Here is a 17,150-nt window from a genome sequence, read left to right as displayed (position 1 = left end):
GATTAAAAATGCAAGGGTTCCCCTGCACCAACAACACTTGATTGTTTATGTTTAATGAAATAATCAAATTCTTGGTAAAAATGTTTTACAAAGCTTTGTACAGGCCAGGCAGCGGCTTCCCCCAAGGCACAAATAGTACGCCCTTCGATGTTATCCGCTACATTAACCAATTTTTCTATATCACCTGGCTCGCCGTGTCCATGTTTGATGCGATGCAGCAAGCGCACCATCCAGCCAGTCCCTTCGCGGCAGGGAGTGCACTGCCCACACGATTCATCCATATAAAATTCGGAAATGCGGTAAAGAGCATCCACCATGCAAGTGGTTTCGTCCATAATAATGACAGCCCCTGAACCTAAGCCTGAACCTGCTTTCTGAATGCTGTCATAATCCATGTCCAAATTCATCATGACATCTCCCGGCAGTACCGGCATAGAGGTACCGCCAGGAATGACTGCTTTGATCTTGCGTCCTTCCCGTACGCCGCCTGCCAACTCCAACAATACTTTAAACGGGGTACCCAAAGGAATTTCGAAATTAGCCGGTTTGTTCACATGACCGCTGACGCTGAAGCATTTCGTGCCGCCATTGTTGGGTTTGCCCAAGTTTAAGAACCATTCGCCGCCTCTTTCCATAATCACCGGCACAGAGGCAAATGTTTCCGTATTGTTAATGGTGGTCGGCTTACCATACAAACCATAATTGGCTGGGAACGGTGGTTTAAAGCGCGGCATGCCTCTTTTCCCCTCCAGGGAATTTAATAAGGCCGTTTCTTCACCACATATGTAAGCGCCTGCGCCTAAATGATTGTATAAATCAAAATCAAAACCGGAACCCAAAATATTTTTACCGAGAAGCCCTGCAGCATAAGCTTCTCTAAGAGCCGCTTCTGTGCGTTCGTAAGGCTCCCAGAATTCACCACGGATGTAGTTGTAACCGACTGTAGCACCCATTACATAACCAGCAATCGCCATGCCTTCAATCAATTGGTGCGGGTTTTTACGCAAAATATCGCGATCTTTGCATGTCCCAGGTTCGCCTTCATCCGAGTTGCATACCACGTATTTCTGGATAGGGGAATTGCGATTCATGAAACTCCATTTAAGCCCGGTAGGGAAACCGGCGCCCCCTCTTCCACGCAAAGCAGACCGTTTCAATTCTTCAATGATTTGCTGGGGTGGTGTCTGCTCTTGCAAAATCCGCCGCCAGGCGCTGTAACCACCCAGGCTTTGGTATGCTTCCAAAGTCCAAGGTTTCTCCAAATGGAATGTGCGGTAACAAACTTGATTTAATTCAACCATGACAACCACCTCTATCCGCCATGCACATGCTTAGCAACAATGGATATAATCTTGCATGCACTGGTATGTTCATTCACACGCCTCCAACACTTTGTCAATTTTTTCAGGCGTCAGATTTTCATGATATTCTTTGTTTACTTGCATCATGGGGGCATTTACGCAAGCACCTAAACACTCAACCGAGCGCAGCGTAAAACGACCATCTGCCGTAGTCTCACCCAGATTAATGCCAAGCTTCGCTTCTAAGTAATTTACTACCTTGGCAGAACCACATAGTTGGCAGGATATATTGGTGCAAACATTAAGCAGATGGCGGCCAACCGGTTTATGCTCATACATGGTATAAAAAGTGGCTACTTCATAAACTGCAATAGGTGGCATGTCTAAATAGTCAGCTATTGCGTCCATGAGTTCCTGAGTCAAGGATCCGTATTGTTCCTGAACAATGCGCAACGCGCTCATGACGGCTGATTGTTTTTGATCAGCCGGATATTTAGCAATCCAGGCATCAATCTCTTGCATGCGTTCACTGCTGAGTAGCCGCCGCAGTAATTTTTCTGAGTTAGCAGACATGTTCTAAACCTATCATTAAATAATTCTGTTTTAAGCCGTTACCCATTTTGACATTAAGCTCAAAACATAACCTAACGGTCAATTTCTCCAAACACAATATCCTGGCTGGCTAAAATAGCTACACCATCCGCAAGCATGTGCCCTCTTACCATCTCATCATAACTTGATAAATGAGCAAATCCGGGAGCCCGAATTTTGAGCCGATAGGGCTTGTTTGCCCCATCAGAAACCAAATAGATACCAAATTCACCCTTAGGCGCTTCTACGGCGCTGTACACTTCGCCACGCGGTAGGGTAAAGCCTTCTGTAAACAATTTGAAATGGTGTATCAACGCTTCCATATCATGTTTCATGACGCTGCGACGGGGAGGCACGACCTTGTTATCATCGAGTTTGACAGGACCAGGATTATTGCGTAGCCACTCAATGCATTGTCTAATGATGCGGTTGGATTGACGCAACTCTGCCACCCGTACCAGATAGCGATCATAACAATCACCGGTTTTACCTACTGGAACGTCAAAATCGACTTTATCATAAGCTGCATAAGGTTGTTTCTTACGCAAATCCCACGCTACACCGGAAGCTCTTAGCATAGGGCCGCTATAACCCCACTCCAGTGCCTGCTCGGGAGAAACTACGCCGATGTCTACTGTACGTTGCTTCCAAATACGGTTTTCGGTCAATAAGGATTCATATTCATCGACGCAACGAGGAAAACGCTCGGTGAATGCCCATAAAAAATCCAGCAAACTGCCCTGGCGGTTGGCATTCATTTTCTCGACTTCACGTTCATTATGCCAGCGTGATGGTTTATATTGCGGCATGGAATCAGGCAGATCGCGCGCTACGCCACCTGGCCGATAATATGTAGCGTGCATGCGTGCCCCAGACACGGCTTCATAACAATCAAACAAATCTTCACGCTCACGAAAGCAATATAAAAATACTGTCATCGCACCAATATCCAGTGCGGTGGCTCCCAGCCACAATAAATGATTCAATACTCTGGTTATTTCATCAAACATGGTGCGGATATACTGCGCTCTGAGTGGCGCTTCAATGCCTAATAATTTTTCCAGAGCACGCACATAGGCATGCTCATTGCACATCATGGATACATAATCCAAACGATCCATATAACCGATGCTTTGAATGTAAGGTTTACTTTCAGCCAGCTTTTCTGTGGCGCGATGCAGTAAACCAATGTGCGGATCTGCGCGGACAATGGTTTCACCATCCAACTCCATAACCAAACGGAGCACACCATGGGCCGCCGGATGTTGCGGACCAAAGTTCAGGGTATAATTTTGCAACTCAATCATGGTTCACCCCTTGATGCGTATCAACGTAACGGTTGTCACTGCGGATAACCTTCGGAACCAGAGTTCTGGGTTCGATGCTCACAGGCTCATATATAACCTTTTGCAACTGGGCATCGTAGCGCATTTCAACATGCCCAATGAGAGGGAAATCTTTGCGGAATGGGTGCCCTATAAAACCATAATCAGTCAAAATGCGGCGTAAATCCGGGTGACCTTCAAATAAAATACCATATAAATCATAAGCTTCACGCTCAAACCAATTTGCACTTTTCCAGATATGATGTACGGATGGCACAACCAAATGGGATTCTTCAATAAAAACTTTGACGCGCAATCTGTGGTTTTTAATGGTTGACAAAAAATGATATACCACAGCAAAGCGGGGCTTATTTAATGCGTAAGCTTTGGCTTCTAAAGGTTCCACGCCACGGGAAAAACCACTTTCGGTAGCCGACTCGGTTTCCCAGTCATATTCGCCATAATGCAAGTAATCAACTGCGCATACATCCATCAACTGATCAAAAGCAAACATTTCATGATTGCGTAATTGCTGCAAAACACTCAGCAACGAAGGTAAGCTGCATTCAATCGTAACTTCCCCTACAGCTTCTTCGATGGATAACAGGGATGTAGACAGCTCAGTTTGTAAGGATTCAATTAAACGTTCACTTTTTGTCATGTATTTATACCTTGATATGCTCAGAGCTCGCTGCCTTCTGGATTTTCAGTATGGATTACTTTGCCGGCAACAAGAGAGTTTTAATACAAACTCTTGGAATGGAATTTCCAGACCCTTCTACAAACAAACCTAAGCCTCAATAACGGCTTTATTTTTAATCTTATTCTGCAACTGGATAATCCCGTACAACAAGGCTTCAGCCGTTGGCGGGCAGCCAGGTACATAGACATCAACCGGGACAATGCGATCGCAGCCACGAACTACGGAGTAAGAATAATGATAATAACCACCGCCATTGGCGCATGATCCCATGGATATTACCCAACGGGGCTCAGGCATTTGATCATAAACTTTGCGCAGCGCAGGCGCCATTTTATTGCATAAGGTTCCGGCCACAATCATCACATCAGATTGCCTGGGGCTTGGACGGAAAATAATTCCAAAGCGATCTAGATCATAACGGGCCGCACCTACATGCATCATTTCTACTGCACAACAAGCCAACCCAAATGTCATCGGCCACATGGAACCACTGCGCGCCCAACCCAGCAATTTATCGACCGACGTGGTAACAAAACCATTTTTTTGTAGTTCTGAAGCAGCCATCACTCCCATTCCAGTGCCCCCCGCTTCCACTCATAAATAAAGCCAATCACCAACAAACCAAGGAAAATCATCATTGCAGAAAAACCAAACCAGCCGATTTTGCGCAATACTAATGCCCACGGGAAGAAAAACGCAGTTTCCAGATCAAAGATGATGAACAATATGGCAACCAAGTAAAAACGCACGTCAAAGGGAATGCGAGAATTTTCAAATGCCTCAAATCCGCATTCGTAAGGAGCGTTTTTTTCCGGATCGGGTTTGTGGGTGGATAACAAAGAACCAGCACCGAGCATAACAGCGCCCAGCCCCAGTCCGACTATGATAAATACAAGAACAGGCAAATATTCAGATAACATCATTCGTATTGCTCATATAATGGTGCCGAAGGCCGGACTCGAACCGGCACGGCTTTCGCCACCGCCCCCTCAAGACGGCGTGTCTACCAATTCCACCACTTCGGCAAATCTCATCTCATCCTGTGACTGTAACAAAGTCACCCGTGCTCCAACACCATCCTTGATGAGGAAATAGAAATACTATTTATTGCTTTGTACCATCAACAGGTACAGGAATTTTATTGTCCGGGAGTGTAGCTTGCTTAGGTATAGCTTGCTGCTCAGCTTTTTGATATTGAGAAGAAACCATATAAGACAAAGACAGACTCGTGACAAAGAATGTCAAAGCCAAACCACCCGTAAGCTTAAACAAAAATCCGCCAGTGCCCTGACTGCCAAACAGTGTATTGGAAGCGCCCGAACCAAAGGCCGCACCGATGTCCGCGCCTTTGCCATGCTGAATCAGCACCAAGCCAATTATCACAATGGCAATCACCACATGAACCATTAATACTAATTGATACATTTCACTATTTCCACAAATTGTTGGGCATTAAGCGATGCACCCCCTACCAAACCGCCATCTATATCCGGCATGGCGAAAAGAGTGCGAGCATTTTCATCATTGACACTGCCCCCATACAATATAGTCAATTTTTGCGCGCCTTCTTGGTCGTACTGAGCAACGAAGCTACGTATAAATTCATGAACTTCCTGAGCCTGCTCCGGCAATGCTGTTTGTCCTGTGCCTATTGCCCAAACAGGTTCATAAGCAACGATGCAATTCCTGAACACATGCGAGCCATTTTGGGTAACCGCCAACAATTGGCGAGTTATCACGTCTTCAGTCAAACCTTGTTTTCGCTCTTCCAGGGTCTCCCCTACGCAAAGAACGGGTATCATATCATGATCTTTTACATGGTGGAATTTTTCCGCAACAAATTTTTCACCCTCATGAAATAAATGGCGGCGCTCGGAATGCCCTATCAATACATATCGACAATGATAGTCTCTAAGCATAGGAGCTGAAAGCTCCCCTGTATAGGCACCTGCTTCCCGAGGGTAAACATTTTGTGCCCCCCAGCTCAAACTCGTGTTTGCAAGCAAGCTTTGCACCAAAGGTAAATAAATTGCGGGAGGAAATACCACGCACTGCGCATCCATATTGCCAGGCAAAATTTGCAAAATGTCTTTTAATAATTGGGAAACGGTTTGTGCGCTTCCATTCATTTTCCAATTGCCCATGACCATGGTTTGCTTCATGACGCTTCCTCGTGATTCCTTAAATTCATGCATTGAGTAACGCAGCATCTTAACAAACACCCGGCATAATGCAAATAATAAAAATTCAAGTAAAACGATCCGGTAAGAATTATATTGGGAATGATTGACTGCTAGTTTGTAGTCAATGCCAAATAGGCCGCGAAGAGCTTTCCAATTTCAACAAAGAAAATAACATGGCTTGAAAATAAGGTGGAAAAATAGATAAAAATATCTCCATCGAGCAAACCCTATTTAGATGTAGTTCACTACGGCTACTTATTATTTAGTTGGGGCAGTTCTTGCTCTTCTTTGTTTTCGTCAGGCCTAATGCCACCCTCATTTAAATAAGGCTCCAACGCAGTTTTTACTCCGCTCAGTTTTTCTTTATAAGTTTGCGTAGGGCCTGGTGGGTCTGTCAGTAAATCAGTTAACTTGTACCCGAAAGCATGAAATGTGGCTGTAAGCAGAAGCCCCGGAAGCACACCGGTTAGTATAATGCCCACAACTGCAAGCCCAAATAAAACTTTTCGTCCTGCCAAACTTGTGTCTTCTTTGATAAGGGCAAAATTTTTCTCATTTTCCGGAGAAAAAAATGCCCTGACTTTCGCTTCAGGAGAGCGGTTGTGATCATATAAAATTCCTTGCAAAGGTGCTAAGTGACTAGCATCCTTATGATTGCTTTTTAATGCATTTATATAAGAATTGGTCATCTCAAGCAACTCATCTACAGCCCAGTTAAGTTTTTTGTTTTTTTCAACTTCCCGGTTAATGAGCTCGCCATTTGTTAATCCCTGACCTACAGTAGAAGATGACTGGGCCAGAAAATCTTTGTATGCATTAATTTTGTCCTGGGTAGTTGCAGAACCTTCCAGCAACTGGGCTGCTTGTTGTGCAATTTGTATTATTTCTTCCCGCTTGGTTTTCTCTAAAATTCGATTGTCAGCCGTCACCTTCGCTTTTAAATCTTGCAATTCTTTAATAGCGCGGTATTCTTCCTTAAAAATATCACCGTTTTTTCTATTACTGTTAGGAGCTGTTTCGTCTAAATATTTTTCACATTGTTTAAGTTTTTCCAGTGGGCTTATGTTTTGCTGCATGAGCACAGCCAAGTCTGCCCCCACCCGCTGCGCCTCTGCATCAGGGCTTAAATTCTGCGCAACCGCCAAAACTTCCGCAGCACGATCAGTAAACCGTTGATGCAGATTATCCATCAGCCCAATGTTGGTGTTGTAGCCTTTGGGCACTTTTTCATACATGTAATTCTGGTATTTAATTACTTTTGCCGCATTGTCTAAACCTTCATCGCGTAGTTTCTCCAAATTAATACGAAGGTTTTCCTCTTGCTCATCCTTGCGCATTGCAAACAATTGTCCCAGCAAAGGCAAATCCTGGGTCACCGAAAGCTTGGCAATATCCTCCTCCAAATCTTTAAGCCCTCTTGCCACCTTAAGGTCAAAAAGAGTGCTTTTATCCTGCAAAGAAACCTGCTTTTCATCATTATGAGTAACACTTGGAGTTTTATTATCCCTGGCATAAATTTCAGGGTTTTGAGCAACACCATGAGGGTGCCTGGCGTATTCTTCTTCGCTCAATGCAAACACCTCATCTAGGTTCTGTCGACATTTATCTTAACCAAAGGGCGGTTGCAGCAATATAAATGAACGATAAAAAAGATTGAGCAAGTTTATCATATCGTGTTGCCACTCTTCTAAAATGTTTGAGTTTATTAAACATGCGTTCGATAAGGTTGCGTTCTTTATAAATATCTTGCACCATTCCGAGCCATCCACATTATACCTTCTACAAAAAGCCGGTTGTCTGATCCCCTCCGACCAGGATCCCCCGACTTACCTGGTAAGCAATCTTTAATCCTGTTCCATTCATCATCTGTAAGCATAAAACCACCATGTCATTTCTATCGCAGATTATACACAATCATCAATGTCGACAGAACCTAACACTTTAGAAAAATTTTCCGCAGCATAAGATGATGCCTCACTGCCGCCATGGCCATCAAATACACCTAAGGCAAATGCGTTTTCCCCCACATTGGCAATGGCAACGGAAATATTATCCCCTGAACCATCCTTTGTCGCTTGCAAAGCCAGCTTTCTTGATAATTTATCCGGCGACTGGAAGCCAGGCTCGTCTAAATGTTGCAAACATTTCAGCAGATAAGCTTCATGTTCTTCTTTTGACTGCTTATTGGCCCCGGCCCCATCTGTAAAACCATCGCATGTGGTGATTACTTGGATTGAGGCAATTTGCTTTACATCAAGCTTAAGCTCACCCGCCAGATCCTGTACGTTATTAATGTCGATGCGGGCATCGGCACAAACTCCAGTAAACTCATGATCCCCAAGCGCCCGGGCAACTGCGAGGCGGCCCCCAACCCGATATTCCCCAAAGACTTTTGCAACAAAACCCCCAGCTTCTTTGATTCTATTTTGTTCAGTTTCATCACCGGGTTTATGAGTGATCTCATTAAGCCTTTTCACCCCCAAAGGCTTGCCTTGTTGGTCATAAAAAACAGCGAAACTTACGGCATCACCCAAAGTCGCTGTGATAAAATTGCCTTTTTTATCGCTAAGCGTCGTTGATACCGTAGTACCATCCTCAATTTGCTGCTCGCGGACCCCTTGATCAATTACTTTAAGCGCCGTCCACATGCGCTGCCGGGCTTGCTCCGGGCTGAGTGCATCGAATTTTTCATCTAATTGATGGATTGCCAGGGCGTCTTCCTGGCTATTTCGTTTGCCAATGGTTTCGAAAAAACCACTTGCAAGGTTTGCGCCTAGAAAAGATGAGTGTACGCTGGCGCTATCAGGTTTGGATATAATGGTCGTTGGTGTTACGGTAACAGGCATTTTATTCTCACTTAAACCCCATAACTTACATAATAGTACAAATTTTTTCCTATTATTTTAAAAATCCAGTAGCATAAGAAACAAGTTAAAATGGTTTTGGGTATCTTGCATGAACAAGGTTAACTGTTATTATCAAAGTGCTTTAAAATTGCATTTGCCAGCACAACTATTACCGGAAATACAAGCTTGCAGAATTTCTCTTGGCAACAGACATTTTTATTTTTATCAAGGCTTAACCCCCTTCAACTCGTTTGTCAGCACCGATGTTAGCCGCAATAACTATTGTGTTAACAAATTATTGGAAAATGCGGATATCCCCGTCCCCAAAGCCATTGATGTACATGTCAATGAGTTTAATGATGGTTTATTTAATAACAAACTTGCTCATTGCCCATATCCGTTACTTTTAAAACCACTTCATAAAACCAAGGAAAATTATGAATGTTTTCTGGCGGACGGTCCCTCTGAATTAAAAGCACAACTTGCCAAATTTTTTAAATTTTCGGAATTCGTAATCGTTGAGGAATCATACAATCATTTGCCTTGGTACCGGGTTTTAGTGTGTTATGGAAAAATTCTTGGCGTCGTAAAACAAAATAGACAAGGTTCTTTTACTGCCATTGACAAATCTATGTGTAAAGAAAATAAACGTTTATTTAAATTAGCAGCAGCTGTCTTAAATTTAAATCTTGTGGAATTCTCAGTAGCCTGCCCGGATTTGCATACCCCACTCACGCTTACTCAAGGGGCCATTGTTGATGTATACAATGATCCAGATGTGCATGCCTATGAACATCCATCTACCGGGATATCAATACCCGTAACGCAATCGATCTTGCGCCGTTTGATTTTTCGCCACCCGCTACCGTATTTGCAATGCATCATTCGCTCCCTTCGCAATCGATAATTTTGGAAATTCATGGATAGAAGCGGATGAACAATGTTTCTATACTTCCTAAGCAGGGAAACATAGAAAGTTGGAATGAATGTGGCATGGCTACATGCTGGGGAAATTAGATAAAATTGTAATTCTTATTCAGCATTTACATATATATAGAGAGTAGGGATCTAATGCTTTGTTGCCGGAATTTACATTTAACAGGTTATGTAAATCTCTAAATGCCAAATACCTGTACCTTTTATATCTCCAGCATAAAAGTTAATAAATTTGCTGTAATCGTTTAACAAATTTCTAGTCCTGATCATATTTTATTAGAATCCTGTGTTTCGGCTATGTTAACAACTAAAGACTATTGTTACCTCATAAAATAACGTTGCCTGAATGCAACCACGGTATTGACGAAATTTACTATCTTATGATTAAAATTTTTAACTGCAGGCAGTTGTTAATAATTTTTGAAACCGTTTAAAAATTATCCAAAAAGCTGTATTTTTTTATTAAAATATAAAAATTGATTTTTCTGAATATTTTTTATACAATTTGCTTTTTGGATAAATTTATGCAAAATGTCTATTTTAAGAACCAAGAACAACATTTTTTCCATTCTTTCCCTGCGAAAGAAAAAAATTCACTGCAGGCAAAACCGCAGCAAGTTCTAGTCAATGCATTGGCACGAGAAGATTTAACGATTGCCGCCGATTTGCCTTCCCCATTGAAACCCAATTCTTTTGCATTGATAAAAAAAACAGATTGGCAGATTTTTTATGTTAATGCAGAAGCGGAGCCTTTGCTTTTAAATCCAGATGATTTCCCCAATAAAAGTGCGGTAGAAAATTTAAAAAAAATTCTGGCAAAAACGGCCTCCCCACAAATGCCACTATTACAAAACCTTATTATCCGCGCCGCCGTTGAAACTGTATTAGCTTCGGATGCGAAATTTAATTTATGTGATGAAGTCGGGATTGGAGAATGCAAGCGGGGAAAATTCCTGTTTTCCAATGATTTTGGTCCTTGCCAAATCGTTTTTGCACGCTTAACCAATGGTGATTATGCCCTCTTTCATGCGACCAAGATGGTACATAATAATGAAATGCAACAATTTGTTGATTTAATAAAAAAAGACGTGGTTGATGTCTTCGTTGTGCAAAAGCGCTCCCTTAAAGTCAACTTGGACAAAGCGCCAAGCCTTGCCATTTCTTTGGCTAAAGAGTTAGGCCGTTCTATTGTAAAACGCCTGGAAGTCGCTGATTATCATGGAATTGTTATTGATGGCCACAATAAACAAGTGATCATTGCCCCCAATGTAGTGAAGCAATTTTCGGGAAAAAAACTCGAAGTGCAAGGTGAGCTTATAAAACAAAACTATGAGCAGGGTATTGATATCAATCAAAGTATTTTTGATGCGTTTAAAGTGATGAATTTCGAATATAACAAATTACATAAAAAAACTGAAAGCCTTCCCAGTGTTGTTATCGGCTTAGTCGAAATCCCTGGCGCATGGGTGATTGATGCAGCTATGTCGCTGCGTAAATCACACCCCCATAACAACAATTCTACAACTTTCTTCCCCCAGGAGGAAAAACCTTTATCACTGGAAGAAAGCTTAAAAATTATTTGCGGCACACGCTACCAATACCATCACACCCTCACCAAAATTGATGATCTTGCAGAACCTTGCGAAGAAACCAATGCAACGACTAAAACTCAATCAAAAAAATCGGGGGGCTGCCTGCTGATGTAACAGCCATAGACCATCGCAAACGACTTAAGGCAAAAGCCTTAGTCACGCGATGGCATTCGTGTTTTTAAGTTGCGTTTCAATGTGTTTGATTTCTGCACAGAGTTCTTTGGCATAATGTTGTACTTGCGAACCATTCTGGCCTTCTACCATGATTCTTAATAATGGTTCTGTTCCGGAAGGCCGTAAAAGAACTCGTCCGTCACCATTTAATTTTCTATCCAAAGCCTGTACGGCATCCAAAACTAATGCATGTTTAGCCAGTATACCTGCATGCTCGGTTTTTAAATTTACCAGGGCCTGCGGCAGCATGGTTATTCCCTCGCACAATTGTTGCAGGGTTTTCTGCTGCTTCACCATGATGGCTAATACCTGCAATGCAGCGACGATTCCATCGCCGGTGGTGGTTTTGTCAAGACACACCACATGCCCTGAGGATTCACCGCCAATACGCCAATTTTTTTCTTTCAAAGCCTCAAGTACATAGCGGTCACCCACCTGGGCCCGCAAGAAAGAAACCCCCATAGCGGCAATTGCTTTTTCCAAGCCGTAATTGCTCATCAAGGTACCGACTACTCCTCCCGACAGCAAGCCTTTTTGATGGCGATCTCGGGCGATGATGTAAATAATTTGATCACCATTGATTAAATTACCTTCAGCATCTACGAGAACCACCCGGTCACCATCACCATCTAAGCCAACGCCAATGTCGGCGCCTGTAGCTACCACTTGTTTGCACAAACTTTCAGGAGCAGTGGAGCCACAACCTTGATTAATATTAAATCCGTCTGGCTTATCGCCAATGGCAATTACTTCAGCGCCTAATTCACTAAACACATTGGGTGCGATGTGATAAGTGGCCCCATTTGCACAATCCACGACGATTTTTAAGCCAGACAAGCGAGTTAAAGAAGGGATAGTGGACTTACAAAATTCGATGTAGCGCCCTGGAGCATCCGTGATGCGGCTGGCTTTACCCAATTGCACAGAAGGTACGGTTTGCAATTTTTTTTCCAACTCAGCTTCGATTTCCAATTCAATGCTGTCAGGTAATTTGCTTCCATCTGCCGAGAAAAATTTAATGCCGTTATCTTCAAATAAATTATGCGAAGCGCTGATGACAATTCCAGCATTGGCCCGCAGCGTTTGCGTCAGATAAGCAATAGCTGGGGTGGGCATGGGGCCTAGCAGTTTTACATCCACTCCAGCTGCTGACAGCCCCGCTTCCAGAGCTGATTCCAGCATATAACCGGAAATACGAGTATCTTTGCCTATCAGTACTTTTTTGCGCTCTCCATTTGCCAAAACCCTGCCGACCGCCCAACCTAATTTTAAAATGAATTCAGGATTAATGCTGGATAAACCTACCTGGCCGCGAATTCCGTCGGTACCAAAATATTTACGCTGACTCATTCCTTTTCTATGCCTCCCTTAATAATGGCATCGACAACATGTAACGCTTGGCGCGTTTCCTCCACATCGTGCGTTCTGATTATAGTAACCCCCTGCAAAGCTGCAAATACAGAAATGGCAATACCTCCAACCAGCCGCTCTGAAACAGGTTTTTTCAATAGTATACCCAACGTACTTTTGCGCGAAACACCCAATAAGAGAGGGCGCTTATGCAGGTGGAACTCAGCCATACGCTTGACTAAGTTTAAATTATGTTGCACAGATTTACCGAAACCAAAACCTGGATCCAAAATCAAATACTCTGGCGGAATGCCTGCTTGCTGACAAGCAATCATCCGTTCTTTAAAAAAATCATTAATTTCCGCAACTACATCCTTAGCATAACTGGGATTATTTTGCATGGATTGAGGATGCCCTTGCATATGCATTAGGCAAACAGGCACGCCCAATGTGGCCGCCGTACTTAAAGCATTCTCACTGCGTAACCCCATGATGTCGTTGATGCAGCCAACGCCAGCCGCCACTGCTTCCCGCATGACTTCCGCTTTATAGGTATCAATTGCCATGCAGACATCGCTGGCAGCTCGTATGCGTGCAATCACCGGCATTACGCGGTTAAGCTCTTCGGCCGCGGAAATTGGCTCTGCTCCAGGTTTTGAAGATTCCCCACCGATATCGATAAGATCAGCACCTTCTGCAACCATGCGCATTGCTTGCTCATAAGCATGAATCGGGTCAAGAAATCGCCCGCCATCCGAGAAAGAATCCGGAGTAACATTCAGCACCCCCATGATCAATGGCTTGTGTGACTGGGCGGGAAAAACCGGGGGGAAAGTACTGCCCTTACACCAAAGACGAAACTGCTCGCTATTCACAATTTATTCTCAATAAAATTAGCTAGAAAGAATATATGCTGATGACACTGTCAATGCTCACGGGCGGGATCATCCACAGCTTTTTTAGCAAGCTTCACCGAGGAATCCTTATCCTGAAAATCACCGGAAGGAGGTGTTTTATCCAGTTTCACGCTGTCCCAATCCTCAGGCGGGGATGGAACTCTCCCGGACATGATTTCATTAATTTGTTTCACATCGATCGTTTCGTATTTAATCAAGCCTTCTGCCATTAGATGCAGTTTATCCATATTTTCTGTAAGAATGTTCACGGCGCGTTGATAGTTTCTATCAATAATTTGCCGCACTTCTTCATCGATTTGCTGAGCGGTTTGATCCGAAATTTCCTTGTTTTGCGTTACCGTACGGCCAAGAAATACTTCCCCTTCTTCCTGGCCAAATGTTAGTGGACCTAAGTTAGATAAACCCCAACTCGTAACCATTTTACGCGCAATTTCGGTGGCACGCATAATGTCATTAGAAGCACCTGTCGTCACGCTGTCGGCGCCAAAGATCAATTCCTCTGCCACACGGCCGCCAAATAAGCTGGCTAATTGACTTTCCAGGCGGCGTTTGCTGTGGCTGTAACGATCTTGCTCAGGTAAAAACATGGTAACGCCAAGCGCCCTGCCCCTAGGTATGATAGTGACTTTATAAACTGGATCATGTTCCGGCACCAGCAAACCTACGATGGCATGCCCAGCCTCATGGTATGCGGTCAATTTTTTCTCATTTTCATCCATTACCATGGAGCGGCGCTCTGCACCCATCATGATTTTATCCTTGGCCTTATCAAGCTCCAGCATGCCTACTTTACGCTTGTTAGCACGTGCGGCAAAAAGGGCTGCCTCATTGACCAAATTGGCAAGATCAGCACCTGAAAACCCAGGGGTTCCGCGGGCGATGGAAAGAACGTCTACATTCGTATCGATAGGCACTTTGCCCAAATGCACTTTGAGAATTTGCTCACGGCCACGTATATCCGGCAATGGCACCACCACCTGGCGATCAAAACGGCCGGGACGCAACAGCGCGGGGTCAAGCACATCCGGGCGGTTTGTTGCAGCAATCACAATCACCCCTTCATTGCCTTCAAACCCATCCATTTCTACCAATAATTGGTTTAAAGTCTGCTCGCGTTCATCATGCCCGCCACCGAGGCCCGCGCCACGATGGCGCCCTACTGCGTCAATTTCATCGATAAAAATAATGCAGGGGGCTTGTTTTTTTGCCTGCTCGAACATATCGCGCACCCGCGATGCACCCACTCCGACAAACATTTCCACGAAATCGGAGCCGGAAATAGTAAAAAACGGAACCTTGGCTTCCCCAGCTACCGCTCTCGCCAGCAGGGTTTTACCTGTTCCAGGGGAACCCACGAGCAAAACGCCGCGCGGAATACGCCCGCCCAATTTCTGAAATTTCGTTGGATCGCGCAAAAAATCAACCAATTCTTTAACTTCTTCCTTGGCTTCATCTACGCCAGCCACATCGGCAAACGTGACTTTAACCTGATCCTCACCCAGCAGGCGGGCTCTTGAGCGCCCAAATGACATGGCACCACGGCCGCCGCCGCCCTGCATTTGCCGCATAAAGAATACCCACACGCCAATCAGGAGCAGCATAGGGAACCAATTAATGAAGAGATGCAGTAAAAAGCTTTCTTGCTGTTTTTCCTGCCCGCTAATATCTACATTATTTTTTAGCAATTCACCTAAAAGAGCACTGTCTTGCATGGGCATATACGTCACAAAACGGTGGTTATTTTTATTAACGCCACGAATAACCTTGCTGTCTTCAATGGTGACTGAATTGACCATCCCCTGATCCACTTCCTTGAGGAACTGGGTGTATGAAATTTTTTCAGTGGAGGCATGACGAGGGCCAAAGTTGCTGAATACAGAAACGAGCACAATGGCTATAATCAACCATAAAAATAAATTTTTTACCATATCGTTCAAAGTCTTAACCTCTCTTGTGACGTAATTTTTTACGACGTAAGAATTATAACGTTACTATAAATTATAGCCCTTAGCCAGCAAATAGGTTTCTCGCGAACGTGCCCTGGACGCCAACGGTTTACGAATCACCACTTGTGCAAATTGTTGCCGTGCATTTTTTATCAATTCATCAAACCCGCTGCCATGAAAAATCTTCATCAATAACACGCCACCAGGCTTTAGCATGTTGCTAGCAAAATCAAAAGCCAATTCAGCCAGATACATTGCCCGGGGGATATCAATTGCACTTGCACCACTCATATTGGGGGCCATATCGGATAAAACAACATCCACTCCACGTTTCGGCACGACTTGTTGTAATTCTTGCAGGATTTCATCCTCACGAAAATCGCCCAGAATAAACTGCACGTCCGCAAGTGCATCCATTGGCAATATATCCAATGCAACAATTTTTCCGGAGCCTTTCAGTTTTTCGGTTACGTATTGAGTCCAGCCTCCAGGCGCAGCGCCTAAATCCACTACCGTCATACCGGGCTTTAATAAATTTTCCTTAAGATCAATTTCTTTAAGCTTATACACAGCGCGGCTGCGATAGCCTTCGATTTGTGCTTTTTTGACATAAATATCGTCAAAATGTTCTTGCAACCAGCGTTTACTGCTTTTGGAGCGCGGCATAACCCATCATTATGTTATGGAAGTTCCTTTATATCATACTGAAAAACGCTATCTTTTCCCAGCAAAACGTGCAATAATTTACCATTTTACTCAAAAGACAAAAAAACACCTTAATTATTTCTTCAGCAATAAACTTGCAATTGCAAGCATTTTGGGAATTGGAAACCGTGGATACCGCATTCAAACAAACCTTAAAAGCAAAAGCTCATCACTTAAAACCCGTTATCCTGATAGGCAGTAAGGGATTGACTCCGGCTGTAATTGAGGAAACACATGCGGCCCTGCTCGCACATGAATTGATCAAAGTTAAAATTAATGGCGCGGAAAAAGAAGATCGCCAAGCCATGGCTATTGAATTGTGTGAACAATTGCAAGCTGAACTGGTACAATTAATCGGAAATACGGCGATAATTTACCGTAAGAATGATGAGAAATAACATCTCACCCAAGCTAAATCTGCTTACACATGCGATTTAAAACCGGGTCAATGTATATTTCGTGAGAACAGGCCGCAGATGCGTGATGGGTTAGCATGGGAATGCAGGCGCACTGCTAAGCTTTACAAACGATGCCTGTTTGTATCACTCCCTACCTGCCATACCAAATTTACATAAGGATTT

General features: G+C 43.8%; 17 protein-coding genes, 1 tRNA gene and 2 pseudogenes. 3 read left to right on the top strand and 17 right to left on the bottom strand.

All coding sequences use genetic code 11. The annotated features are described in order from the left end of the window. Nucleotides 1-2: 2 nt before the first annotated feature. The 13 genes and pseudogenes from nuoF to NKV53_RS00290 form a co-directional block, all read right to left on the bottom strand. Entirely contained in the window at nucleotides 3-1,301 is a 1,299-nt protein-coding gene (gene nuoF / locus NKV53_RS00350) for an NADH-quinone oxidoreductase subunit NuoF (protein WP_126953392.1), read from the bottom strand. 69 nt (nucleotides 1,302-1,370) lie between these two features. Continuing rightward, the gene (gene nuoE / locus NKV53_RS00345; RefSeq protein WP_127032702.1) at nucleotides 1,371-1,874 is read right to left on the bottom strand and encodes an NADH-quinone oxidoreductase subunit NuoE; all 504 of its coding nucleotides are present in this window, start codon (nucleotides 1,872-1,874) and stop codon (nucleotides 1,371-1,373) included. Nucleotides 1,875-1,945: 71 nt separating this feature from the next. Continuing rightward, nucleotides 1,946-3,199: an NADH-quinone oxidoreductase subunit D gene (locus NKV53_RS00340; RefSeq protein ID WP_127032703.1), complete on the bottom strand. Its 1,254-nt coding sequence runs from the start codon at nucleotides 3,197-3,199 to the stop codon at nucleotides 1,946-1,948. Continuing rightward, the gene (locus tag NKV53_RS00335; protein WP_126953395.1) at nucleotides 3,192-3,878 is read right to left on the bottom strand and encodes an NADH-quinone oxidoreductase subunit C; all 687 of its coding nucleotides are present in this window, start codon (nucleotides 3,876-3,878) and stop codon (nucleotides 3,192-3,194) included. Before NKV53_RS00335 ends, NKV53_RS00340 begins: the two co-directional genes overlap by 8 nt. A 129-nt stretch (nucleotides 3,879-4,007) precedes the next feature. Continuing rightward, nucleotides 4,008-4,484, bottom strand: a complete 477-nt coding sequence (locus NKV53_RS00330; protein WP_126953396.1) for an NADH-quinone oxidoreductase subunit B family protein — start codon at nucleotides 4,482-4,484, stop codon at nucleotides 4,008-4,010. After that, nucleotides 4,484-4,840, bottom strand: a complete 357-nt coding sequence (locus NKV53_RS00325) for an NADH-quinone oxidoreductase subunit A (protein ID WP_126953459.1) — start codon at nucleotides 4,838-4,840, stop codon at nucleotides 4,484-4,486. The genes NKV53_RS00330 and NKV53_RS00325 overlap by 1 nt, the downstream gene beginning before the upstream one ends. 20 nt (nucleotides 4,841-4,860) lie before the next feature. Further along, nucleotides 4,861-4,945: transfer RNA gene (locus NKV53_RS00320), tRNA-Leu, on the bottom strand. 79 nt (nucleotides 4,946-5,024) lie between these two features. Continuing rightward, nucleotides 5,025-5,345 (bottom strand): preprotein translocase subunit SecG, encoded by a 321-nt coding sequence (gene secG / locus NKV53_RS00315; RefSeq protein WP_127032704.1) that lies wholly within the window; start codon nucleotides 5,343-5,345, stop codon nucleotides 5,025-5,027. After that, the gene (tpiA, locus tag NKV53_RS00310; RefSeq protein ID WP_127032705.1) at nucleotides 5,333-6,082 is read right to left on the bottom strand and encodes a triose-phosphate isomerase; all 750 of its coding nucleotides are present in this window, start codon (nucleotides 6,080-6,082) and stop codon (nucleotides 5,333-5,335) included. Before tpiA ends, secG begins: the two co-directional genes overlap by 13 nt. 272 nt (nucleotides 6,083-6,354) lie before the next feature. Further along, a complete protein-coding gene (locus tag NKV53_RS00305; protein ID WP_253350506.1) occupies nucleotides 6,355-7,674 on the bottom strand; it encodes a hypothetical protein in 1,320 nt (439 codons plus the stop codon). 31 nt (nucleotides 7,675-7,705) lie between these two features. Continuing rightward, a pseudogene (locus NKV53_RS00300) lies at nucleotides 7,706-7,846 on the bottom strand (transposase); the annotation flags it as partial. Further along, nucleotides 7,845-7,979 (bottom strand): annotated as a pseudogene (locus NKV53_RS00295) (transposase); the annotation flags it as partial. The pseudogenes NKV53_RS00295 and NKV53_RS00300, both read right to left, overlap by 2 nt. 28 nt (nucleotides 7,980-8,007) lie before the next feature. After that, nucleotides 8,008-8,949, bottom strand: a complete 942-nt coding sequence (locus NKV53_RS00290; protein WP_253350504.1) for a hypothetical protein — start codon at nucleotides 8,947-8,949, stop codon at nucleotides 8,008-8,010. A 109-nt stretch (nucleotides 8,950-9,058) separates the two neighbouring features. Here NKV53_RS00290 and NKV53_RS00285 point away from each other — a divergent pair, with 109 nt between their 5' ends. Both NKV53_RS00285 and NKV53_RS00280 read left to right on the top strand, forming a co-directional pair. After that, nucleotides 9,059-9,856 (top strand): hypothetical protein, encoded by a 798-nt coding sequence (locus NKV53_RS00285; protein ID WP_127057144.1) that lies wholly within the window; start codon nucleotides 9,059-9,061, stop codon nucleotides 9,854-9,856. A gap of 541 nt (nucleotides 9,857-10,397) precedes the next feature. Further along, the gene (locus tag NKV53_RS00280; protein WP_253350502.1) at nucleotides 10,398-11,591 is read left to right on the top strand and encodes a hypothetical protein; all 1,194 of its coding nucleotides are present in this window, start codon (nucleotides 10,398-10,400) and stop codon (nucleotides 11,589-11,591) included. Nucleotides 11,592-11,633: 42 nt separating this feature from the next. Here the strand turns inward: NKV53_RS00280 and glmM are convergent, their stop codons facing one another. From glmM to rlmE, 4 genes are all read right to left on the bottom strand, one after another. Continuing rightward, nucleotides 11,634-13,001 carry a phosphoglucosamine mutase gene (gene glmM / locus NKV53_RS00275; protein WP_127032708.1) on the bottom strand — a complete coding sequence of 456 codons (1,368 nt, stop codon included), beginning with the start codon at nucleotides 12,999-13,001 and terminating at the stop codon, nucleotides 11,634-11,636. After that, nucleotides 12,998-13,876: a dihydropteroate synthase gene (gene folP, locus NKV53_RS00270; protein ID WP_233579712.1), complete on the bottom strand. Its 879-nt coding sequence runs from the start codon at nucleotides 13,874-13,876 to the stop codon at nucleotides 12,998-13,000. Before folP ends, glmM begins: the two co-directional genes overlap by 4 nt. 50 nt (nucleotides 13,877-13,926) lie before the next feature. Continuing rightward, nucleotides 13,927-15,846 (bottom strand): ATP-dependent zinc metalloprotease FtsH, encoded by a 1,920-nt coding sequence (ftsH, locus tag NKV53_RS00265; RefSeq protein ID WP_199737636.1) that lies wholly within the window; start codon nucleotides 15,844-15,846, stop codon nucleotides 13,927-13,929. A 63-nt stretch (nucleotides 15,847-15,909) separates the two neighbouring features. Then, nucleotides 15,910-16,530 carry a 23S rRNA (uridine(2552)-2'-O)-methyltransferase RlmE gene (rlmE, locus tag NKV53_RS00260; RefSeq protein WP_127057146.1) on the bottom strand — a complete coding sequence of 207 codons (621 nt, stop codon included), beginning with the start codon at nucleotides 16,528-16,530 and terminating at the stop codon, nucleotides 15,910-15,912. A gap of 167 nt (nucleotides 16,531-16,697) precedes the next feature. Between rlmE and yhbY the strand changes: the two genes are divergently transcribed. Next, entirely contained in the window at nucleotides 16,698-16,967 is a 270-nt protein-coding gene (gene yhbY, locus NKV53_RS00255) for a ribosome assembly RNA-binding protein YhbY (RefSeq protein WP_126953461.1), read from the top strand. The last annotated feature ends 183 nt before the right edge of the window (nucleotides 16,968-17,150 follow it).

The sequence above is a fragment of the Legionella sp. 27cVA30 genome (assembly GCF_024160945.1).
Taxonomy (GTDB): domain Bacteria; phylum Pseudomonadota; class Gammaproteobacteria; order Legionellales; family Legionellaceae; genus Legionella_A; species Legionella_A septentrionalis.
Note: the sequence above shows the minus strand (reverse complement) of the source record. Positions and strands in the feature narration are given on the sequence as shown.